This is a genomic window from Nitrosomonas nitrosa (assembly GCF_003051105.1).
Classification (GTDB): Bacteria; Pseudomonadota; Gammaproteobacteria; order Burkholderiales; family Nitrosomonadaceae; genus Nitrosomonas; species Nitrosomonas nitrosa.
In genome coordinates this window covers 70871-94503 of the sequence record NZ_QAOO01000002.1, presented here as the reverse complement: position 1 = coordinate 94503, position 23633 = coordinate 70871, and the positions used below count along the sequence as shown (strand labels likewise).

Annotated in this window: 21 protein-coding genes and 1 tRNA gene; 6 read left to right on the top strand and 16 right to left on the bottom strand. The window is 45.6% G+C overall.

The annotated features are described in order from the left end of the window. Positions 1-157 precede the first annotated feature (157 nt). From clpX to C8R30_RS01365, 10 genes are all read right to left on the bottom strand, one after another. Complete coding sequence (gene clpX / locus C8R30_RS01410; protein WP_090665766.1) at positions 158-1444, bottom strand: ATP-dependent Clp protease ATP-binding subunit ClpX; 1287 nt, start codon at positions 1442-1444, stop codon at positions 158-160. A gap of 80 nt (positions 1445-1524) precedes the next feature. Then, positions 1525-2139 (bottom strand): ATP-dependent Clp endopeptidase proteolytic subunit ClpP, encoded by a 615-nt coding sequence (gene clpP / locus C8R30_RS01405; RefSeq protein ID WP_090665768.1) that lies wholly within the window; start codon positions 2137-2139, stop codon positions 1525-1527. A gap of 9 nt (positions 2140-2148) precedes the next feature. Further along, on the bottom strand, positions 2149-3468 hold the full coding sequence (gene tig / locus C8R30_RS01400) for a trigger factor (protein WP_090665770.1): 1320 nt from the start codon (positions 3466-3468) through the stop codon (positions 2149-2151). A 91-nt stretch (positions 3469-3559) separates the two neighbouring features. Beyond that, positions 3560-3645, bottom strand: a tRNA-Leu gene (locus tag C8R30_RS01395). A gap of 67 nt (positions 3646-3712) precedes the next feature. Further along, positions 3713-4471: an SDR family NAD(P)-dependent oxidoreductase gene (locus C8R30_RS01390; RefSeq protein WP_177182253.1), complete on the bottom strand. Its 759-nt coding sequence runs from the start codon at positions 4469-4471 to the stop codon at positions 3713-3715. A 358-nt stretch (positions 4472-4829) separates the two neighbouring features. After that, positions 4830-6473, bottom strand: a complete 1644-nt coding sequence (gene groL, locus C8R30_RS01385; RefSeq protein WP_090665772.1) for a chaperonin GroEL — start codon at positions 6471-6473, stop codon at positions 4830-4832. 56 nt (positions 6474-6529) lie between these two features. Beyond that, positions 6530-6820, bottom strand: a complete 291-nt coding sequence (groES, locus tag C8R30_RS01380; protein ID WP_090665774.1) for a co-chaperone GroES — start codon at positions 6818-6820, stop codon at positions 6530-6532. A 357-nt stretch (positions 6821-7177) separates the two neighbouring features. Continuing rightward, a complete protein-coding gene (locus tag C8R30_RS01375) occupies positions 7178-7855 on the bottom strand; it encodes a hypothetical protein (RefSeq protein ID WP_181258679.1) in 678 nt (225 codons plus the stop codon). Beyond that, complete coding sequence (locus C8R30_RS01370) at positions 7852-10815, bottom strand: HsdM family class I SAM-dependent methyltransferase (RefSeq protein ID WP_181258678.1); 2964 nt, start codon at positions 10813-10815, stop codon at positions 7852-7854. Before C8R30_RS01370 ends, C8R30_RS01375 begins: the two co-directional genes overlap by 4 nt. Then, entirely contained in the window at positions 10812-11288 is a 477-nt protein-coding gene (locus C8R30_RS01365; protein WP_107789365.1) for a hypothetical protein, read from the bottom strand. The genes C8R30_RS01370 and C8R30_RS01365 overlap by 4 nt, the downstream gene beginning before the upstream one ends. Positions 11289-11768: 480 nt before the next feature. Between C8R30_RS01365 and C8R30_RS01360 the strand changes: the two genes are divergently transcribed. The 3 genes from C8R30_RS01360 to C8R30_RS01345 all read left to right on the top strand — a co-directional run bounded on the left by C8R30_RS01360 (position 11769) and on the right by C8R30_RS01345 (position 16499). Then, on the top strand, positions 11769-12875 hold the full coding sequence (locus C8R30_RS01360; RefSeq protein ID WP_107789364.1) for a serine hydrolase domain-containing protein: 1107 nt from the start codon (positions 11769-11771) through the stop codon (positions 12873-12875). An 858-nt stretch (positions 12876-13733) separates the two neighbouring features. Continuing rightward, positions 13734-15071, top strand: a complete 1338-nt coding sequence (bioA, locus tag C8R30_RS01350) for an adenosylmethionine--8-amino-7-oxononanoate transaminase (RefSeq protein ID WP_107789362.1) — start codon at positions 13734-13736, stop codon at positions 15069-15071. A gap of 24 nt (positions 15072-15095) precedes the next feature. Beyond that, on the top strand, positions 15096-16499 hold the full coding sequence (locus tag C8R30_RS01345; protein WP_090665777.1) for an MBL fold metallo-hydrolase RNA specificity domain-containing protein: 1404 nt from the start codon (positions 15096-15098) through the stop codon (positions 16497-16499). Between the two features lie 46 nt (positions 16500-16545). Here the strand turns inward: C8R30_RS01345 and C8R30_RS01340 are convergent, their stop codons facing one another. The 6 genes from C8R30_RS01340 to C8R30_RS01315 form a co-directional block, all read right to left on the bottom strand. After that, complete coding sequence (locus C8R30_RS01340; protein WP_090665779.1) at positions 16546-17508, bottom strand: hypothetical protein; 963 nt, start codon at positions 17506-17508, stop codon at positions 16546-16548. A 70-nt stretch (positions 17509-17578) separates the two neighbouring features. Then, a complete protein-coding gene (locus C8R30_RS01335; RefSeq protein ID WP_090665781.1) occupies positions 17579-18814 on the bottom strand; it encodes a vanadium-dependent haloperoxidase in 1236 nt (411 codons plus the stop codon). Between the two features lie 551 nt (positions 18815-19365). Continuing rightward, entirely contained in the window at positions 19366-19797 is a 432-nt protein-coding gene (locus tag C8R30_RS01330) for a type II toxin-antitoxin system VapC family toxin (RefSeq protein WP_107783150.1), read from the bottom strand. Continuing rightward, positions 19775-20035: a hypothetical protein gene (locus C8R30_RS01325; RefSeq protein ID WP_204799729.1), complete on the bottom strand. Its 261-nt coding sequence runs from the start codon at positions 20033-20035 to the stop codon at positions 19775-19777. Before C8R30_RS01325 ends, C8R30_RS01330 begins: the two co-directional genes overlap by 23 nt. A gap of 330 nt (positions 20036-20365) precedes the next feature. Beyond that, the gene (locus C8R30_RS01320) at positions 20366-20548 is read right to left on the bottom strand and encodes a hypothetical protein (RefSeq protein ID WP_107783149.1); all 183 of its coding nucleotides are present in this window, start codon (positions 20546-20548) and stop codon (positions 20366-20368) included. Then, positions 20535-20891, bottom strand: a complete 357-nt coding sequence (locus C8R30_RS01315; RefSeq protein WP_107789361.1) for a nucleotidyltransferase domain-containing protein — start codon at positions 20889-20891, stop codon at positions 20535-20537. The genes C8R30_RS01320 and C8R30_RS01315 overlap by 14 nt, the downstream gene beginning before the upstream one ends. A 268-nt stretch (positions 20892-21159) precedes the next feature. On the opposite strand from C8R30_RS01315, the gene C8R30_RS16605 reads away from it, so the two are divergent. From C8R30_RS16605 to C8R30_RS01300, 3 genes are all read left to right on the top strand, one after another. Continuing rightward, positions 21160-21357, top strand: a complete 198-nt coding sequence (locus C8R30_RS16605; protein ID WP_107789397.1) for an integrase core domain-containing protein — start codon at positions 21160-21162, stop codon at positions 21355-21357. A gap of 266 nt (positions 21358-21623) precedes the next feature. Further along, positions 21624-22811 carry a GNAT family N-acetyltransferase gene (locus C8R30_RS01305; RefSeq protein ID WP_107789360.1) on the top strand — a complete coding sequence of 396 codons (1188 nt, stop codon included), beginning with the start codon at positions 21624-21626 and terminating at the stop codon, positions 22809-22811. 40 nt (positions 22812-22851) lie between these two features. Continuing rightward, the gene (locus C8R30_RS01300; RefSeq protein ID WP_107789359.1) at positions 22852-23538 is read left to right on the top strand and encodes a GNAT family N-acetyltransferase; all 687 of its coding nucleotides are present in this window, start codon (positions 22852-22854) and stop codon (positions 23536-23538) included. Positions 23539-23633: the final 95 nt, after the last annotated feature.

Here is a 23633-nt window from a genome sequence, read left to right as displayed (position 1 = left end):
AAATTAGAAAAAGTCATTCAAGAATATCAAACTGGGAACACGCTACAGACTGTTATTATTTCAATAAGATGAATAATCTCGTTGTTTTTTAACAGTCATTTAGGAAATCTCCAAAAGATATACTCGAATATCCCATGACTACTTGTTCTTATGCAGGTTAAGCTTGTTTTGAGCTTTTGTTGACCTTAGGTTGTTCAGAGTAAATTAAAATGGGCTTAATATCACCGTTAACGGCCCCATAATCAATAACTACTTTTGAAACATTCTCTAAAGATGGCAGATCATACATGATATCGAGTAGTGTCTCTTCTAGAATGGATCTTAAACCTCGAGCACCGGTCTTCCGCATCAGTGCTTTTTTTGCTATGGCAGTAAGTGCTTGCTCACGAAACTCTAATTCGACGCCCCCTTCCATATTGAATAGCTTCCAATATTGCTTAACCAGTGCATTTTTGGGTTCAGTCAAAATTTGGATTAGAGCAGCTTCATTAAGTTCATCTAATGTCGCTATTACCGGCAAGCGTCCAACAAACTCTGGGATCAAACCATACTTAATAAGATCCTCCGGTTCAACCGCTTTTAAAACTTCGTTAATTTTTTTATGATTATTTCGATTAATGATCTCCGCACCGAAACCAATCCCGCCCTTCTCTGATCTGGATCGTATGATCTTATCGATCCCATCAAATGCGCCGCCGCATATGAATAGAATATTGGTGGTATCAATCTGAATAAACTCTTGATTGGGGTGCTTCCGCCCACCCTGTGGAGGTACAAGCGCGATCGTTCCTTCGATTAACTTCAATAGTGCCTGCTGCACACCCTCCCCCGATACATCCCGGGTGATGGATGGATTATCAGACTTACGTGAAATCTTATCGATTTCATCGATATAAATAATCCCTCGCTGAGCCTTCTCTACATCATAGTTACATTTCTGCAATAGTTTCTGGATAATATTCTCGACATCTTCTCCCACATAACCTGCTTCAGTCAGTGTCGTCGCATCCGCAATGATAAATGGCACATCCAGCAACCTTGCCAGGGTTTGAGCTAATAGTGTTTTGCCGGAGCCAGTAGGGCCGATTAGAAGAATATTACTTTTAGCAAGTTCAATCTCATCCCCATCACTTACTTTGGTTAAATTTCTTAACCGTTTGTAATGGTTATAGACGGCAACAGACAGGATTTTCTTGGCAGACTCTTGACCAATGACGTATTGATCTAATATCTGACATATTTCGCGAGGCACAGGCAGGCTTGATTTAGCTAGCTTGGCTGTTTCATTGACCTGCATTTCTTCACGAATAATATCATTACAAAGGTCGATACATTCATCGCAAATGAATACAGACGGACCAGCTATGAGCTTCCTCACCTCATGTTGGCTTTTGCCACAAAAGGAGCAATAGAGAAGTTTATCGCCATTCGTTTTATCAGACATAATTTAACTCCACGACCATTGAGCAAAACACCACTTTAACAGAAAATTATTGGACTCCAATCTAGCAAAACAAGCTCAATTTATTTTTTATTGTCTCTACTCGTTAACACTGCATCCACCAAACCATACTTTACCGATTCTTCAGCACTCAGAAAATTATCACGATCCGTGTCTCTTTCAATTGTTTTAACCGGCTGACCGCTATGCTTTGCCAGGATTTCATTCAAACGTTTTTTTAAATAGAGAATTTCTTTGGCATGTATTTCTATATCAGAAGCTTGGCCCTGGAATCCCCCCATCGGTTGATGAATCATGACACGAGAATTCGGCAAACAAAATCGCTTACCTTTTGCGCCAGCCGTCAATAATAAAGAACCCATACTTGCAGCTTGCCCCACACACAAAGTACTGACATCCGGCTTTATAAATTGCATGGTATCGTAAATAGCCAGTCCTGCAGAAACTAAACCACCAGGAGAATTGATATAAAAAAATATATCTTTATCCGAACTCTCAGATTCCAAAAACAGAAGCTGCGCCACGATTAAATTGGCTGATGCTTCGGTGACAGGCCCCACCAGAAAAATAATCCGTTCTTTTAACAACCGAGAATAAATGTCATAAGCACGCTCGCCTCTTCCACTGGTTTCGATAACCATTGGAATCAACCCCAATCCTCTCGTATCCAAGCTCATTTCTCCTGATTAAGCCGCTGAATGGGAATACCCCATCAAATCTTCGAAAGCGATCTCTTGATCAACCACTTTGACCTGGCCCAACACCCATGAAACAACGTTATCCTCAAGCACCAATGATTCGATTTCTTGCAACCGCTCAGGTGATGCATAGTGCCATTTTATAACCTGCTCTGGGTTCTCATAACTTTGTGCGTAAAACTCTACATATTTTCTTACTTGATCAGGTTTAACATTCAAGTTATGAAGCTTTACTAGCTCACCCAAAATCAAACCTAACTTTACTCGTCGCTCAGCCCTCTCTCGAAACGATTCGAGAGGAAGAGAAATATCTTCAGTGCGCGCACCTTGAGCAGCAAGATTATTTTTCGCATCCTGCATCAAATGCTGTGCTTCCTGCTCGACCAAAGTCTTGGGTGCTTGACACGTTGTATTTTCCAGCAAGCACTGCATGATCTGTTCTTTGAGCTTAGCGCGTGTTCGCTGGAAAGCTTCGCGCTCAAGACTCAATCGTATTTCTTCATGCATTTTTTGGGTATCACCATCTTGAATACCTAGCGATTTAGCAAATTCACTGTCTATTTCCGCCAGCACAGGCTCTTCAACATTATTGAGTTTGACATTAAAAGTAGCCGTTTTTCCAGCGATATCCTTATCGTGATAATCCGCTGGAAACGCCATTTGAAACGATTTTTCCTGCCCTATGCTCATTCCGGCGATAGCATTCTCAAAATCTTCAAGAATATATCCATCACCTAAAACCAACGTGAAATCCTGTGCTGTCCCGCCTCGGAAGGAATTACCATCGATCAATCCCTCATAATCTATATTCACCCGATCACCAAGCGCAGCAGGACGATCAACAGATATGAATTGAGCGCGCTGTTTCCGCAAAATTTGCAATGTTTTCTCGACTTCTTTATCGCCGATATTCACTACTGGCCTGTTCACGCTCAACGCGGTCAAATCACCGACCGCGATATCCGGATAAACCTCAAATTTCACACTGAATTCATAATCTGCGCCATTTTCACCAACTGATTTAGTCTCAAAATAGGTCGATGAACCTACGATCCGCAATTTTTGCTGCTGAACAGCATCTCTGAAATGTTTCTGCAACATTTCTCCCAACACTTCCTCATGTAATTTAGCGCCATATTGCTGGGATACAATTTTGAGCGGTACTTTGCCTGGACGAAAACCTTGAATCTTTATCTTCGTAGCCAAGCGTTTTAAACGTTCATTGACTTCTGCCTGGATTTTTTCTTGAGAAATCGAAATATCGAGATTCCGCTCTAGAATATTGGGATTTTCAACGTTTGATTGCATTAAATCTTCCTAAATATAACCACCAATATAACTGGTTCGACGAATTACCATGCTGAGAATACAAACAAAATTCAACCTTAACTTGATCTTTTGGTGCGAAAGGGGGGACTCGAACCCCCACACCTCATCGGCGCCAGAACCTAAATCTGGTGCGTCTACCAATTCCGCCACTTTCGCGTCTAGCCAATCCCCTTAATTTGATTCAATTATACCTTGTTATTGATGAAACCGCAGCCGTGCACTATTAAATCTCTTGACAAGACAACACTTTCCCACTTATTCCTTTGCTATCCGGCCCCATAAAGAAAAGATAAGATGGCATCAAATCAACTGGTTGAGGCAATCGCTGCTTAACTTCACCAGGATGTGTTTTCGTGCGCTGAGGCGAATGAACGGCGCCTGGAATGAGCGCATTGATACGTAAATTTGGAAACAACAACTCCCACTCTTGGGATTGGATTTTAACCAATGCTTCAACGCCCGCCTTAGCAACCGCAAACCCGCCCCAATAAGCAGAGGGTTCATGACCATGCGAATCCGATGTCATGATAACACTCGCATCGGGTGATGCTTTTAGCAACGGCAAACAGGCTCGGGTCAGCGCAACGGGGGCCAGTAAATTAATTTGTAAGAGTATTCGCCATTGTTCAAGGGTATGCAGCTCCAATGGCATTGGCCCAAAAGTAAACGCAGCATTATGCAAAATGCCATCCAATCTACCCAATTGAGATGCAATCGCATCGGCGATCATCTGAAAATCCTGTTCTGCTGCCTTATCAAAATCAAATGGGAAAATAACCGCTTCCTCTCTCCCCAAAGCTTGAATTTCATCGTACACGCTTTCTAGTTTCTTGACTTTACGGCCGTGCAATATAACGGTAGCCCCATGTGACGCGAAAGCTAACGCTGCTGCGCGTCCAAGCCCCTGCCCTGCTCCCGTGATCAAAATGACGCGGTCGCAGAGCAAATCTTTATTTGCCTGATAATGCTTTATATTATTCATTAACAAAGAACAACGTTGAAATAACGACTGATTACCAGCCCATACGAGGATTGGTTTGTCTGCCACACCGTGCTTTTGGGAAAGGAAGAGACAACATGACAATTATTTTCTTACCCTCATCAATGAAAGCAGATACCCACTGATTTCACTACTTATCGCACTTCAAAATTCGGTTTTTATCATCCTTGATCCAGCCTTCTCCCTGCGGAAGTAGACATAGTTACCCGATTTTGAGGCACGAAGCGTATACATTGCACATCAAAACCGCTATAAAAAACTAATCGCCACGGTCAGCAGATTTGCCCATGCAAAACTGCCGCCGCGGCGATCCTAACACAATCCGCCTGGGGATAGGAAATTACATATCCATGCCGCCCATACCACCCATGCCGCCCATACCAGCGCCTGGACCTGCCGATTCCTCTTTTGGCAGTTCAGCCACCATCGCATCGGTCGTCAAAATCAGGCCCGCGACAGAAGCAGCGTTCTGCAATGCGGAACGGGTAACTTTGGTTGGGTCCAAGACACCCATCGAAACCATGTCCCCATACTCGCCGGTAGCCGCATTGTAGCCAAAATTCCCATCGCCCTCTTTCACTCTATTGGCCACGACCGACGGTTCATCACCACTATTTGCCACAATCTGACGTAACGGTTCTTCCAGCGCACGCAATACGATTTTGATGCCGGCGTCTTGGTCGTGATTATCACCCTTCAATTTGCTAACACTGCTAATGGCCCGCATCAATGCCACGCCACCTCCAGGAATGATACCTTCTTCGACTGCTGCACGCGTTGCATGCAACGCATCTTCAACACGCGCTTTCTTCTCTTTCATTTCGACTTCGGTCGCAGCACCTACCTTGATAAGCGCAACGCCACCTGCCAATTTCGCTACGCGCTCTTGCAGTTTTTCCTTATCGTAATCGCTGGTAGCTTCCTCGATCTGGGCACGAATTTGGGTTACGCGTGCTTCGATATTTTTAGCGTTACCGGCACCATCGATAATAGTGGTATTTTCTTTACCAATTTCGATCCGTTTAGCTTGCCCCAAATCTTCCAGCTTAGCTTTTTCGAGAGACAAGCCTACCTCTTCGGCAATTACCGTACCACCAGTAAGTATAGCGATATCTTCCAACATTGCTTTACGACGATCGCCAAAACCCGGCGCTTTGACCGCGCATGTTTTAAGTATGCCGCGTATGTTATTGACCACCAGCGTAGCCAGCGCTTCACCGTCTACATCTTCAGCGATAATCAATAGTGGTCTACCTGCTTTGGCAACTTGTTCCAGTACCGGTAATAAATCGCGAATATTGGAGATTTTTTTGTCGTGTAACAAGACATAAGGATTTTCCAGCAATGCAATCTGTTTTTCAGCACTGCTGACAAAATAAGGTGAAAGATAGCCACGATCGAACTGCATTCCTTCGACGACTTCAAGTTCATTCTGCAAACCAGAGCCATCTTCAACCGTGATCACCCCTTCTTTACCCACTTTTTCCATTGCTTCGGCGATGATTTTCCCGATTTCCGCATCGGAATTGGCAGAAATACTCCCAACTTGCGCGATTTCTTTGCTGGTAGAGCACGGTTTGGAGAGTTTCTTCAAATCATCAATGGTTGCAGTAACCGCTTTATCGATACCACGTTTGAGATCCATTGGGTTGATACCGGCGGCCACATAACGCATCCCTTCTTTGACGATGGACTGCGCCAGCACTGTCGCGGTGGTTGTTCCATCACCTGCCACATCTGATGTTTTACTGGCCACTTCCTTAAGCATCTGCGCGCCCATATTTTCAAACTTGTCTTTCAGTTCGATTTCTTTTGCGACCGATACCCCGTCTTTGGTAATCGTGGGGGCGCCGTAGGAGCGCTCCAGCACCACATTACGGCCTTTTGGACCCAGCGTAACCTTCACTGCATCTGCTAGGATATTGACCCCATTAACCAAATTATGACGGGCCACATCACCAAATCTTACTTCCTTCGCTGCCATAATCTTTCTCCTAATTTACAATAATTTTTTCTAATTTCCTGTTATCTCGAATCCAATTAGCCTTCGATCACGCCCATGATGTCTTCTTCGCGCATTACGAGGTATTCTTCACCTTTGATCTTAACGGTCTGGCCAGCGTATTTTCCAAACAGCACCTTATCGCCCACTTTCACTTCCAGAGCGCGAATTTTTCCATCATCACCCACTTTACCTTTGCCAACAGCGATGATCTCACCTTGATCCGGCTTCTCAGCAGCCGTATCGGGAATCACGATTCCAGAAGCTGTCTTGCGTTCTTCCTCCAGCCGCTTGACAATAACACGGTCATATAAGGGGCGAATATTCATAGTTGTATCTCCTAAGAATGATTAAAAACATGAACATCAATAAATAATGTTGACCTGGACACAGGAAAGCCCTGCAGAGATGTTGGCGATTACATAAACAGTGTTAGCACTCATCGCCGACGAGTGCTAATAATAGGATCTATGAGAAGGAATTTCAAGTCAATGAACAATAAAAATTTGTCAGCACTGTAAGAAGGGAAATAAAAGTGGAATGATTAAGAAAGAAAAAACGGAATAAAAAATACTGAGCCTGCGAAACAGATAAAAGTGGGCAGTTAATCAGTATCAAATAAAGCGCAAATTTAAAGGTATCAATAAAAATTTGATGAAGACTAACATTGTCGTTTTTCTAGTTTATCAAGCAACGTCATCAGAAAATTTGAGAAATGCATGATGCAGGCGGACTGAGGTTAGCGAAGTTGTTCGTGCATGCTGACTTACCCAACTTAGCATTTTCTCACATAAATCTGCAGGCTCTAGACGCTCTGCATTACGAGAAACGTGCTTCAAGTATGCATTAATACCATCTGCCGCTGCTTCTACAGTGCTAGTAAGTACATAACCCACCATGAAGCCTAACGCATGGCTCCGCCCGTATTTTCCAGTACGAAACCTGTCAATACCTTCTATTACATACTCGCGACACAAATGCTTATTCGCGCCATCAATGCGCTTGCATTCGATGATCGCGTGAGGATCGTGTTCTTGTGTTCTCAAGAACACTTCGAACAGCATCAACGGTATATCGGTTCGACCATCAGGTATCACAACAGCACTACTGGATCGTGATTCAGTTCCTGGCAACACTACCAGCTTTTTTCCCCAAGGATGCCCTTTTGTCTTCAGGTCGCTGCGCATTCCGTCACGCAAGCGCTCCGTCATTAAAACCTCACCTGCTTGCGCGTTAACATCGTTAAAGTTACATGCACGCTGCCACCCAGCAATCAGTGTGCGCAAAATGGCAGCGACAATCTCCGGCTCTAGCTCGATGAATTCTTTACCCAAGGAAGCAGGAACTTCATAAGGGATTCTCAAGCATTGCCTCCTTTGAAGCTTTCCGCTACTACAGCATCTGCATCCTCTAGTGCAACAACTCCCATCCAATAACGCTTTGCTGCTGGTTTAATGATTATGACTTCATTTCGCCCATGAATACGCAGTTCACGATTGCCGCTGAGTGCGGTAGCAAGCTTGACCTTCATACGCTTACCAATGCAAGCAAGGATGCTATTCAACTCACCTTCGGGCGTTACCACTTCTATACTTACATTGCCCGGACCATCTTCGAGAACAAAACGAACAATTCTGAGTACAGAACCTCGTGGTAACTTGAAAATTTCAGCACGCATATGCCGTTTATTACGAGCTGAAAGCCAACCGCCAATCACACTCAAGAAAACTTCTGCATATCGAGCGATATCGATATGAACATCGGCATCATCTTCTGATTTTTCTCTGCCTGTTTGCCATCTCAAACTAGCGCGAAGCAAGCCATCACGGACGACTACACGATCTTCTTCATCAAGGCTATACAGGTCAAATACTGCTTCATCCAGAGCGCGCCAGTCTTGTTCTGAGGCTATTTGTTGCTGTAGCTTTTTTTCTATCTGTAGAATTCGCTTACCAGCATCCGACAGAACAGCTTGTTTCAGATCAGGTGTCGGTAGTTGCACCACATCAAACCGAGTAAGTCGTTCGATTTTGATTCCGAATTCTGATGATGACATCAAAAAATACCAAGTAGCGAACGATGAACTCAAAATTGCAGCAAGTAAATGAGCTGATGCACGGCAGTTAACAGGAAATGAGGCGCCAAAAAGAGCATTTGTAAATACAAGGTCTCGATCAGCAACTGCAGCAATGACACGCGGCACCTCGTTGAACGCCTCTTTTACAATTAATAACGGTGATCGATAAGTGCCTCGAGAACGTGCACGTTCCGCTTTCGCAGTTCCCCAAAGTGGAAGATTCTTAGGAATGCTGAAATGTTGGAGGTCGTTAGTCTCAAGTACTTCGAGGTCATGCAATTCTAACGCCTCGTTGGCTTTGTTGCCACGGGTTAGACCAACGCTAAGATGTGTATTGAGATTGAGTAATCTTTTCTCAAGATTGAGGTGATCTCGAGTTACATCCTCTAGCAACATTATATCTCTGCGACGCCCAACAGCTGCCGCCTTGAGGCGGATAGGCTGTTCAATGATGCTCTCCATTGAAAGTTTGATGATGTCACTAGGCGACACTTCAAACGAGTGTGTTCTTGCACCGCTGGAAGTCCACGGGATTTGCACTACCGTTACTTGATTTGGAGGCTGTGACCGATGCCGCGCGAACAGCACAATTGCTGGCATCGCAGCTGTCGCGAATAGCCAACTGCGAAGATTAGACAGGTTCACCAGCGTAATTGGTGTAAGAAGATGCATGATATGCTGCACAGCCGCCATACCCGTCTTGCTTCGGCTGAAAAACGGCATTGCACTAAGAATTACCCCAAAGCGAGTTTTTTCATGCGAGAACTCAATCGCACGTAATATAAAATCAAGACCTATACCGCGTGGTTGCCGTGGAACATTATCAACAAGTATCTTGCGACGTGCTGCAGTTCCAGACTGCCCCTTGAAACTCCAAGGAGGGTTACCAACGATGAGATCAAATTGTTTAAGTCCGGCTTGCGTCATCAATACTGCTTTGCCAGCATCGCTCATCTCAATGGTGAGAGCATCCCCAATGAGTAACGTTTTACCGATAAGCGATTGAAATTTCAATGAATGTGGTGGCTGTGGATCTGGATCGAGCTCGAGCGCAGCAAGGTAAAGACTAAATGCGGCTACACGAACAGCCGCCTCACTGATGTCAACACCGTAAACTTGTTCATACATGGTTGAACGGATCAAATCCCGAGTCAACGGCTGGTTATTTGCGCGTAAATGCACCAAGCGCCGTAAAGCTTCAACTAAAAAAACACCTGATCCACAAGTTAAATCCAGTATTGACTCTTTACCTGTCAATCCATCCATCACTTCATCAAGTACTAGCGAAACTAAAGATAGGCGCGTGTAGTGTACGCCGTTTTTGGTAGCCTCAGCAGACGAACGTCGTGTGCTAGTTTTGGGTTCAGAATGAGCGAATTGCTCATAGATCGAGCTAATAAGTTCAACTGGAATTATATCGAATTGATAGGGAAAAAGGCTTTGTTGTCCGCTTTCAGGATCAACAGCACCCAAAAAATCGGCAACACGTGCAAGGTAATTGATAGCTGGGGTATCATTGATAGAAGATGGTGGGAACATATCGCCATTAAAGGTTCTGCTGAGCCAACTGAAGAGCTGTTCTGTCGCCGTGTAATCGCGCAAGATTGGTGGTAGCTCCGTATGACCGCATAGCTTCTTCAGTTGTGCAGCGCTAACAATTTCACGATCGATCAGATACTGAGTAAAGATCACCCGTCCAATCAGTGCTTGTGCTGCACTACGTGCTAGATTCCCTGCAACAAGATCGCGCTCAAGGTACGCCAAATCTCGTAATAGCCTTTGATCAACACTGGTCTTGCGATCAATTACTGGCACTTGATCCCAGAACTGACCTGTCTCAAATGCCAACCGACCAGCAAACGCATCCACTTCTGCTAGTGAAGATTGGATGTTATTGAAGCGCCTGATCAGATGCTTTTGAGCGTCACCTTCCTTTGTCGGTGTGCCAAAGCCGTTGTATAAATCGATGCATTCGGGTGAGACCACCCATAGTAGCGGGGCAAAGCCTTCGTTCCAAACTTCCTTACGCCACCGGCTGACTAATTCATCAGTCGGCGTAGTTTGTTCAAACTTGAAATAAATGGTTAGCAATGAAGGGCTGCGCCAGAGAGCATCTGGACAAAATTCTCGACTACGACGGCGCAAACTTTGCGCATCTAAGCCTAAATGCAAACCTGTCGCAGGTTGTCCATCTGGAAAATAGCCTGTAGCCGCCAACACATCCCGAAGCTTCTTTGTGGTACTCACGCTCTGCTCCGAACAATTTCTGGAGGAAACGGTAACTCCGCCTGGCTTAAGGCCGACACAGAGGGAAACATATGCTGTTTTATTTTAGCAATCAATGGCGCTAACGGAATCATTAGCGCAGGTTTAGCCAACACCTGATTGATATCTTCAGTACCTGCTATAGACAAAGTTGCATTAGTGGTAGTGACAAACACAATTGCTCCCTCTAGTGAAATTGTGCTACTAGCAGCCAACAATCGGAAAAGCGCATCAACACCGACGCTTAAAGCTGCAATATGGACACCAAACGAACTGACCAATTCGTTTGTGACAGCCAACCCCACTAGATCGGCAAAGGTAAATCGTGCAGACTTTCCCATTTTAGTTGATAAATACGGAATTGCCTTTCGCCAATGGCGCACAGTCTCAACTGACACGCCTGTAAGTATGCGTGTCTGGTCTTGAGTGAATTGGATAGCAGTTACCCCATGCATTCTAGTTACTCACAACGAGAAAATAAAACTATTATCCATACAGTAATAGGTGCTGGCAACATGAAGCTGCATAAATAGCGGTTTGCTGCAACAAAACTATCCTGTCTGTGAATTGCTGATGTATAGTCGATGTACGCGGCCTCGTTTGTGAAAAAACAAACTGCAATACATGACATTCCTGTAAACTTTAACCAGTATCAAATAACGCGCAATTTTTAGCAAAGCGTTAAAAAATAAGAACCGGGGGCAACCATGCTTCCCTGCATGGCAGTGGACGATTCTGAGCACATGGCAGCATTACCGCATCTCAGAACATGCGCCATGTCCATGGAGAACCATATAAGGACTTGAGAGTGAGCAACTGCAACTAGCTGGAATTGCTCACAATCAATTAATTGCTAGTGTTCGGAGTTACTTACTCTGATCAACCGGGTTAAACGTAATTTGAGAAAAATTTATGGGATTTTATGAGATCTCTTAATGGCAGTTACTAACTCAGTACAATCTTCATCCAGTTTTCGCTTTCCATCAGACTCAGAAATTTGTCAGATCATTTCGGAACGAATCGAACATCATAAGCAAGGTGTTGGTATCGTTGTTGGGATCATCGGACAGGAGGGTCGCCGCGTTATCGCTCATGGTCACTTCGGTACAAACGACCCTCGTTCAGTGGACGCCAATACAATTTTTGAAATCGGTTCCGTCACTAAGGTTTTCACGGCGTTATTACTTGCCGATATGGTTCAGCGTGCTGAGCTTGCGCTTACTGATCCCATTGCGAAATATCTTCCCAAAGAAATCATTGTGCCGCAACGAAGTGGTAAGGTAATCACATTGGTGGATCTGGCAACGCATATGTCAGGCCTGCCTTGCATGCCCGATCACTTTGTTCCGGCGAATCCAGACAATCCGTATGCCGACTATTCCGTCGAGCAACTATATCACTTTCTTTCGGACTATCAATTGACGCGTGATATCGGGTCGCAATGGGAGTACTCCAATCTTGGTTATGGACTTTTAGGTCATGTGCTAGCGCGGCGAGCCGATACTGACTACGAAACCTTAGTTCGTGAACGCATTCTCATGCCATTTTGTATGAAGGATACGGGTATCACCCTTTCTTCTGAGATGAATGCAAGACTTGCCACTGGCCATAACTCGATGTTGGAAGCATTTCCAAATTGGGATTTGCCAACACTCGCCGGTGCAGGTGCTTTACGCTCGACAGCAAACGATTTGTTGACCTTCCTGGAAATGGCACTTGGTATCAGAGAAACAACACTTGCTTCTGCATTCGCCACAATGCTTACATCTCGGCGACCTACTGGCGTAGGTGACAATGAGATTGGGCTCGGTTGGGGTATTATGAAAAACGGTGACAATGAAATGATCTGGCACAACGGCGGCACTGGTGGATATTGTTCCTTTATTGGTTTCCTACCAAAAATGAATGTAGGCGTTGTAGCGCTTGTAAATGCATACACCAATGGAGGTGTTGATGACATCGCGAAGCACCTACTCAACCACGAAGTACCTCTCGCATTCCCAAGCATTTCAGTACCGCAAGAAAAATCTGTTTTAAAGTAATTAAAATACAAATTCAAAAAAACGGCGTTTTAAGTGTTCTTGTTAGCACCTGAACAGTATGTGAGGATGACTATCCGATACCCCCGCGTTAAATATGAGTTAAATCAAACGGCAGCCCTATCAGTGATGATGAGATGATGAAGCTGCATTACTTCGGCTGAGTAATGCGTGATTGATAATACGCAAACTTTATTGAAAAACCAGAACCGGGGGCAGCTATGTTTCCCTACACAGCGGTGGACGGTTCTAATTACATGATGGTATGCGCTTCCCAGAAACATACGTCATGATCCATGGCAAACCATATTGGGCATGGAGAATAAGCAATGCCATGAAAGAAAAAATACTGCTCACATCAATCATAAGCCATTCTTTACTTATGGTTCGCCTATCTCAGTAAAGAAATTATGCTTATGATTGATTAAATATTGATCAGATTACTGCTTTAAGATTTGAGTATCAGGCTCTGGCCAGATTTGTTTTATCATTTCATTTTTCAATTGAGCTAAAACTTCAGGGTTAACCCGAAAATCAGCTTTCATGATTTCTTCCCGGATAAAATGCTCTAATTCCCACCGGGGGCCCGTCTGCCAGGCAGCTGCGTTAAACCTTGTAAATACGCAAGTTTCTGCCATAGCAAATGAAAGTAACTTTGTGTTTAATAAACCAGAATGGGTGCAGCAGATTCTGCTCACAGTTTAGCAATCATGCCTAACCAAGAAAATCTCATTTACATGCAATAATTCCGTATTTATTTTCCATTTTTTGCCTAAAAAGTTTCATTTTTGGTCATTTCCCAAAAGTGTTTTCCCAAGCACTTAGTGAGCTTAACTTATTATATTTAATAAATAATTTACTATGTCTAATACTAACTCCGGAATTCCACAATCATCACCCCCCCTTCAAGCACGCAGCCAACAAGTCGTTTGGCACCCTTGCACCCAGATGAAACAGCATGAAACCCTACCCCTGGTATCTATTCAAAGGGGTCAAGGCGTCTGGCTATATGATTGCGATGGAAACCGCTATCTTGATACGATTAGCTCATGGTGGGTCAACTTGTTTGGTCACTGTCATCCCTATATCAACAACGCGCTCAATGATCAGCTCAGCAAGCTCGAGCACGTCATGCTCGCTGGCTTCACTCACGAACCGGTAGTCCAACTGTCGGAACGACTGAGTAAACTTACCCCCGGTAATTTAGGCCATTGCTTCTATGCCAGTGATGGTGCCTCCGCCGTAGAAATTGCCTTAAAAATGAGTTTCCACTACTGGCAGCAATGTGGTCACCCCAGCAAAACCGATTTCATCAGCCTGCAAAATGGCTATCATGGTGAAACACTGGGCGCGCTATCCGTTACCGATGTCGCGATTTTCAAACAAACCTATGCACCGCTGCTGCGCCATACCGAACATATGCCATCGCCTGATTGGCGCAATGCTGCTGCAGGTCAATCTGCCGAAGACTATGCACTGGACACTGTGCAGAAGTTGGAAAATTACCTCGCGATACACCATACCCACACCGCCGCACTGATTCTTGAGCCGCTCGTTCAAGGCGCAACGGGTATGGCCATGTATCACCCGATATACTTGACGCGCGCCAAAGAAATCTGCCATCACTACCAAGTCCATCTGATTGCCGATGAAATCGCGGTAGGCTTTGGCCGCACCGGAACACTGTTCGCTTGCGAACAAGCCGATATCACACCGGATTTTTTATGCCTGTCAAAGGGGTTAAGCGGTGGCTATCTCCCGCTTTCGGTCGTTCTGACAACACCTGCCGTATTCGAAGCTTTTTATCATGACAAAACTTCCCGGGCATTTCTCCATTCGCATTCACACACCGGTAACGCACTCGCTTGCCGCGCTGCTCTGGCAACCCTTGATCTATTCGAGCAAAACAACGTAATCGAAGCCAACCGCGCCAAAGCAAACTACCTCAATCAAAGATTACTGCCTTTACAAACCCACCCGAAGGTAAAACACTTTCGTAACCGCGGCATGATATGGGCATTTGAAGTGATCAACAGCGACGACAACTTCGCCAATACGCTCTTTAAGCTTGGGCTCGAAAAACAACTTCTGCTTCGCCCTCTCGGCAACACAGTTTATTTTATGCCACCCTACATCATCAATGAAGAAGAAATGGATTGGCTCGCAACATCCGTTTTACACATTCTCGATGCCATATAATCTCAGACAAAAGGATATTATCCGATGCAACTCACCTTTCTAGGCGCCGCAGGCGAAGTCACCGGTTCAAGCTATCTGATCGAAACACCCCATACTCGCTTCCTGGTCGATTGCGGGATGTTTCAGGGTGGGCGCGAAGCCGATCGCAAAAACAGGACCGCTTTTAACTTCGATCCCGAAACGATTGACTTCGTATTGCTCACCCACGCGCACATCGATCATTCCGGGCTTCTGCCTCGTTTGAGCGCGTGGGGTTTCAGAGGGCCCGTCTATACCACTCAAGCCACCATTGATCTTGTCAAAGTCATGCTCAAAGATAGCGCCTATATTCAGGAAAAAGAGTCTGAATGGCAAAACAAAGCACTCCGCCGCAAGCACCATTCCTCCGTACGCGAAAATGCGCCTCTTTATACCGTAGCGCAGGCGGAAGCCTTCCTTAAACAATTACGCAGCGTAAATTACGACACGGAAATTTCCCCTCATCCTTCGGTACACTGTCAATTCCGCGATGCCGGACATATTCTAGGCTCTGCCATCATCGAACTTCGGGTAGCCTCCGGCGCCAAACAAAAAAAACTGGTTTTCTCCGGAGACCTGGGTCAACCAAACCATCCCATCGTACGCGACCCAACACCGATCCGAGAAGCTGATGTCTTGCTCGTCGAATCGACTTACGGAAACCGTCTGCACCGGAGCATGGACGAAACGCTCGATGAACTAGAACATGCCATCAACGATACCCTGCATCGCAAAGGCGGCAATATCATCGTACCTGCTTTCGCTGTTGGACGCACCCAAGAATTACTGTTTCTGCTGGTTGACCTGCATCGTCAAGGTAAGCTCGGCAAAATGGATGTTTACGTCGACTCCCCCATGGCACTGGCTGCGACCGATATTACGCTGAAACATGGTCATCTGCTGGACAAAGAGGCAACAGAAGCGCTGCAATGGTTCAACAGCAGTGGCAACAAACTGAAAATCAATTTTGTCCAGGATGTCGAAGATTCGATCACACTCAATGCTATCCAGCAAGGCGCCTTAATCATTTCGGCAAGCGGTATGTGTGATGCAGGGCGCATCAAATACCACCTCAAATATAATTTGCCAAGGCCGGAATGCACTATACTCATCACCGGCTTCCAGGCTGCAGGAACACTGGGACGAAGACTGGTAGACGGTGCCAAGCGCGTACGCATCTTTGGCCAGGAGATCCCGGTCCGTGCCGCTATCTACACCATTGGCGGACTCTCAGCACATGCAGATCAAGCAGGGTTATTGAATTGGCTGGGAAATTTCACACATGCACCCGAAAAAACGTTTATCGTTCATGGTGAGCCGAGTAATGCCGCCGCGCTCGCCGAAGCCATCGCACAAAAGTTGGAATGGCAAGCCACCGTGCCAGAGCGACTCACCACCGTCACGCTTTAAATGTGGAAAAATGATTGCCTTACCGAAACCGACCCGTTTCTCGGTCTCAATCTTGCGATGTCGTCGATTTTGGTTTAGGCCCTGTTCCACGCAGGCGCGTCAAATGCTGCAGCAAATCAAACCAAAATGGCGCACCGAACAGTGCGGCAGATGCTGTTATCAACCAACCAAAAATAACCAATAGAAAGCTCGTTAAATCATATTGATAAAACTGGAGTAAGTTCGTACAGCCGGATTCTGCCTTACAGAATTGCTGATTCTGCCAACCGATAGGAAGCGTCTCGAGCTGTTTCAATGTATCCATCACGGCCTGTTGGTTATGATCGCTGACAGGCAGACTATTAGCCAATACGATTTGATCTGTAACAGGGGGTGAACCCGGCAAATGGGTCGTCAGCGTGGCGCGTGCAGCTAAAGTCGGTTGCTTCCACAAGGTGGAAAAAAGATGAAGGCTATCGATATTCAACATTACCGCCAGCGTAAAGGCAATACAAAAACACCATGCCTGCGATTGCCGCTTGAACGACCCGGCCACCCGATCCATCCCGGCATCGAACCAAGTCGCCAACTCCTTCTGGAATCGCTCTAATTCACCGGATGAACGATCGTACATCCCTCTCAGCAATGTGCGAATCTGCTCATCTTTAATGGCATTGATGTCCTCGCCAATCTTCGCAAAATTACCTGGCGCTGACTGAATGGCGTCGATCAAGGCGATCGAAAAATTTTTCGAATCGATATAAGAAGGACGGTTCTTGAGATCAGCCAGCGATGTCACCGTGCCATTTCCGGTCGGATGCACCAAAGCATGATTGTAAATTCTCAACAATAATTGCTCGCCGACACTGTTGCTGGCGTTCAGCAAACGCTTCACCCCGGTCAATAAGCTGTTAGCACGAAGACTGAGCAGAGAAGCAATGGATTCATAAATAGAACTGGTAATCAATGCAACCGACGCATAACAAAACACCAAACCGATTGCTACTTCTACCACCGTGCTACTGAGCATGTTTCCTCCTTGAGCGAAATTCGCTTAGCTTACTTATTCCTTTCGACCGACAACCCTTCTGACCGGCGGCTTATTTCGAGCCAAGCTGATACTTTTGCGCAGCCAACTTGCCAATCTGCTTGCCCATCACAGCGCCAATATTCCCCGAGTTACGATAATGCACGCCATCATAAATCCGAGCGTCGATCACTTCTTGCATGAAATCGTCGATTGTCGTCCAACTGCGCTTTACCCCACCGGCAGCTGCACTGGTCGTGGTCAACAAGGGCGTTGGATCATCGCCGATTTCAGCCTGCAATACCGTACCAACTGCTGAGGAAACGATACAGTGCGCACAAGGATATTCTGGATGCATCGGTGTATCGATCAACGGCAACCACGAGGGATCTCTTTCCGTCGCATCGTTACCATCGATATCCCCATTGCGGATCGCAGTAACAGGCCGCCACAAACCATAGTGATACTTGGCATCAAACACCGCGATCAACGCGTCATCCGATGACTGCGTCACTGCTGCAAACAAACGTGCATTTTGGGTGATTTCCCTGCCTGGCAGGTTGGCGACCGATCGCACAATACCATGATAAATCGGCGGCATAACCTCTTCCCAGAAGCGCGCAATCTCGGTTTGCTCCGATGTGCGTTGCTGGCTATCCTTACGGCCTAGCGCCTTGACTTCGTTATAATCACGCGCCCACAATTCACTGTCGAGTGCAGGCGGGGGAGCTGGACGAAACTGACTGGGGCTCGACATCAGCCACGGCTTGCGTTGTACCCACTGGGGGGCCTCTGGTATGACGGTGGGTATGTAAACGCCTGCATGGGTACGCGGCCGATATTCTTCCGTTACGTTAGCACCATCATCTGCCCGTAATGTCAGGATTGCCGCAGCCGCCTTCTCGCCTATGGCGATACCCTTTGTTTTTTCCGGCCCATCCGCGATCAATTCAAGCGCAGCATGATAGGAGATATCGATCATTGCTTGCTGAGACGGCGCAAGCCTTGACAAAACCGTGCGGTTTGCAGCCGCAATCGCCGCTTCAACCGATGCATCGAGGTCCGCCTTCAGATTAAGGTCACTCACCGGAAATTTGCGTGTAATCGCGTTGACGGCTTCATAAACTGCCGCATGAACCATAGCCAATGCCCGCTCAGCAGGAAGCGGCCCAATATCGGCTTTGACAACGATATCGCCTGCACGCTGATTCCATTCAGTCACTGCATCTGCCTGCGCAGAAGAAATGGTAAACACCCAAATAATGGCGGCCAGCAAAGTAATTGCCTTATTTTTTATTGTTATTTTCATAATACTTCTCCTTTTCAAGCAACGATATTATGGCGATAAAAACCGAGCCTACTCCCCTGCGACAATTTGCCACATTTTCAATATCTTCCTACGCGGTGATAATAAACCAACTGATTTAACAGTGTTCAGTATGTTTAGGGTGCGGCCTTGCCGATCAGCATTCATTTTCATGCGAATTCTGTCGAACCAGATTTAGCCCATAGCAAAGCAATTATCCTTTCCTCTACTCCACCTGTCTTTTTATTCAATCCGAATAGAAAGACAGGTGTTTTTTTATTAAAAAGCGACTTCATATGCGATCGCTTTGGCAGCAACAAACTACAGACAGGTTTACACAACGATGCAGGCAATCGCAACACTACTTGTCCGCTGATTAATATAATATACACTTCGCACTTCAAAATCCGGCATGTATATCTTCTCCCGCTGGGAGAAGATTGGATGAGGGGTGGTAAAAACCGAATTTTGAGGTGCGGTGAGTCTAGCTCTCAGCAATCGCCCCAGAATAGACAACTGCTCTTTCATAGCAATGGGTTTAAGCGGCAGTAACATCAATCATCGGGTAACAACAAATTCTGGAATGGATGATGGTTCTTCCAACGATAGGTTTTGAAGTCACGCATATCAGTGGAGAGGATACGTCCATGCCCTAGTACTTCAGCCAAAACAACCAGCGAAGCATCAGCCAAATCCATTGGTAGGTCCGCATATTTTTTCATCAACCCAATCATGCGCAAAAGCTGTTCTGAACCAAATTCATAACTGACAAACAAACCCTCATAATATGAAGTCAGAAACTCGCACACCTGCTTCAAACCCAACCGGCTTTGCAACAGGTAACTTGTTTCCGTTATTACAGGCCATGTTGTAATCAATTCTCCATCAACTTCTTTTAGTGCATTAATCGCTTGCGCATGAAAATAATCATCTTCATTAATCAACGCATACCAAAATCCTGTGTCAGCGATGATCAAATTTTTCATCGATATATTCAGCAACATAGCGCTTATAATTTACCGAGCCATCTTCCGGCCCATGACCGATTCCCGCCAATTTAGCCAACAGCTCTCTGTTTTTTTCCTTGGCACTCAATTCCGCTTTTTCATACATCAAGTCAATAGCCTGTTTGATAATATCCGTGGTATTAAGCTGCGTTCTCTGCTGGATGGTTCTGATTTTTTGCTCATAACTGTCATCAATCCGTACCGTTATTCTCATCATTCGCCCCTCGTCTGACCATTTGTCAGACAAACTATAACATTATGTTCTGGCGATGGGAAGCAGACAGAGCTAAGCACGATAAATTTGTTCATTAATCCATCATAGTCAACTTCAGAAAGTTATTTAAAGATCTGAACAAAAGCGTACTAATAGTGTAAAAAGTGCTCATGAGAATCATTCTTGAGCAGTCATGTGTTTGCCCGGTGAACAAATTAGAGGAACCACGCTACCGAGAGTTGATGCAGCACTAGCATTATCTTAGTGATTCTGCCAAGATTGGCCACACTCCCTGGTATATTGCCACTCTTGGCGAAGAATGGGTTTTTAGCATTACTTAGTTTTTACGCTGCTGCCTGGAAGTGCGGTGTGCGTGAGAGCTGGGCGCAACCATCCTCCTTTGTTATGTGATTGCCGCACATCGGCAAACAAGGGGTTTTCCAGCATCCCGACGAGCGCATTGAAGTCCCTATGCGCCATCCGCAGCATCACACGCGCCCGTTCAAGGTCGGCCATGCAGCACTTCCCCCTCGCGAACAGCTCGGCCCACCACATGATTCATCGAATTTTTCCATTGCTCGAACTCATCCCGGCTATATAGAAGCAAATCCTTGGATATTGCCAATCCCTTGAGTGCGATATACAAGCACAAGCGTGCCGCCTCCTTCCGGCGACTGCGCTGCGGAGAAAACGGCTCGGTTTCGACGATGAGCAGGTCGACATCGGAATCTGGCCGCGCATCCCCCCGCGCCCTGGAACCAAAAAGTATGATCGCTTCTGGTGAGGCTTCGCGGACGATGGTATCGACCATGTGCTGCAATAAAGCCTCTTCGTTATTGGTATCGACTGAATTGGTCATTTCGATGCTGTCTTGTTATCAAATAATCACTTACCTGCCGTAGTGGAGTAACTGTATTTTCTCCGGCACTTGACCCTCATCAAAATGACAATGCGCGGGCGATATATCCACCTTCCGTCGCTTTTTCGACCAGGAATAAGATTTCATTCATAGTAATTTATCCTTTTTACCAAGGTGCTCAATTTACTAGCACTGCATCTATCGAAGTGTTGCAGCGACATCAAATCCAAATCAGCATGGACGGTAAAAAGGTTGCTACTATGACAACATCTTTGTTGAACGGCTATGGCGCACTGTCAAGTATGAACATCTCTATGTTCAAGCATTCAACAACTTAAAGGAGGTAAGAAGCAGTTTAACTTGCTGGTTTGACTGGTACAATCAAGAACGCTTTCATCAGGGACTCAACAATCAGACACTCGATGAAGTGTATTATCAGAAATTATCGCGACAACAAGCCGCCTGAGCTTGATAACATCACATGACAGAGCTTAACTTTCTCTCAGGTTGTTCAGTTCAGGGGAGCCACTTCAGTCGATTTAATTGCTAATGAGGGTTTTACAAGTATGAAGCACCAGATTGGCTGTACCATTGAACAATTTAGAGAAACAATCGAAGCACATAAAACTCGTTTTGTGCAAGCTCTGCGGTTAGATTCTTTTTTTGCAAAGAGTAGACTTGGATAGAAGTAATCAGCGAAATTTAATTCGATTTTGAACGCCGAGACTTGAGATGATGATAAAAGGTACCTGGGAATGGCAAGACCTAGATTCATTAAGTCCTACAATTCGCAGCAAAACCTTATCTGAGGTTCAGCATTTGATCATCAATCATCCCGATGCCACCATGGAGCACGATCTTGAATGGCTCTACGCCAAATGCGGGGTGGAAAAATCCGTACGTGCTTTTGTCTGTTTTGCAGCGGATGGCACTTTGATTGGGTATGCGCCTTTCTTTGTTCATCCTTCTGCTTTGAGCTTTGAATTGTTCGGTCTTGCTTTATTCGATTATCGTATACGCCGCTACACGATTGCTTCCACCCCCTTGATCGCACCTGATCATGTTTCTCAAGACATTTTTCGAGGTCTCTTCATCAAATTACTGACCAGCCTAGAACGGCGTGAAGCGCTATTTGGATTGGGGGTTCCTCTGGCCTCTCATTTTGCGCAGTATCTTCAACACAAACATGTTCTAAGAAAAGAGTATCTTGTATTTCCGCATGGCATGTCCTATTTCAGGCGCTTTATTTTGCTGCCTACGAGCTTCGACGAATACTTTAAAAACTTGAGCCATGGCACTCGAAAACAAATCCGACGCGCTATACGCAACCTGGAAAATGATGCTGATTTATCGGCCTCCTTCCGGGCATACACGCTACCCGAAGAAATTCCAACCTATCTCGCATTGGCGCAAACAGTCTCAGATAAAACCTATCAAAAAAATTTACTTGGCCTTGGAATCAACAATAATCCAGAAACACGCCAAACTTTGATGCTTGCTGCCGAGAAAGGCTGGCTGCGAAGTTATATTCTTACCTGCAAGCATCAGCCCGTCGCTTTTCAACAGGGTTATCTTCATAACGGTACCTATTATGCCGAGCATACGGGTTATGACCCCAACTGGTCGGATCAATCTGTCGGTACGATCATGCAAATTTACAGAATTCGCGATTTGATTCAGCTCGGTGTGGTCAGGCTCGATTTTCTATACGGTGACAACGAGAAAAAGAAAAGTCTTTCCAATTTCGCTCGCGAAGAACAAAATTTTTATATCATTCCTCGCAGATTCCCAATATCTGTAATTGCACAGATATTGCGCATATTCAATTTCACCACGAAACAGCTCGGTAATTTTATGGAAAAATATGGGCTCAAATCAAAAATACGCCGTTTTCTTCGCAAACGAGCAACCAACAATTGATAAATGATCTCCACTGGGATGTTAAAACGAGCAAAAAAGCATGCATCTTCTAAATGAGCGGATCAATCAAGCATTATCCCGCGGTGGCTTGAGCGCAACGGCGTTTTGGCTTCTTAAAATACTTTTCCGCATCGAAGTGCATTTTTTATACGCGTTTGATTTAGCAAATCGATCTGCTACCTCAAAAACATCGACTCATCATCCTGGTTTTGATTTCATTTCACTTCATACCCAGCACGATATCGATTCGGCCCCCTCAGCGCTGATCGCTCAACTTAATGAGCAAAGCGGCTTGAGTGTTAACCGATTGATCGAACAGGGTAGTACCGTTTATGCGCTGGTTGATGACAGCAATATCGTATCCCAGCTCAACATTGGCTGGCAGCCGATCATCACTGTCGACTCACCCACACATCTTACGTTTACCCTCAGCCCTAAGGATGCCTTTCTTGGATACCTGTTCACTTACCCCAAATACCGCGGCTGCGGCGCAGCGACGAAACTCGTCGAAAAGGTATGCGAAGATGCGGCATTCCGAAAGTATTCGAGAATAGTCACCCATATCCGTTCAACCAATGCGCCTTCGTTGAACACCTTCAAGAAAATCGGCTGGAGACGAATTGGCTGGATCTTGACCAGCACAAATGGCCGTCTTCTGAGTACACGATCTGCAAAAAAAATGGGTGTCCATATTGCTAAAGCAAATCATCCGGCCAATGATGGATGATACAAAGGCTGTCCTGATTACATTCATTAATAAACTGACAAATTTAAATCATCGCCCAACGATGATGAACTTCGGTTTATCATGCGAATAGCTTG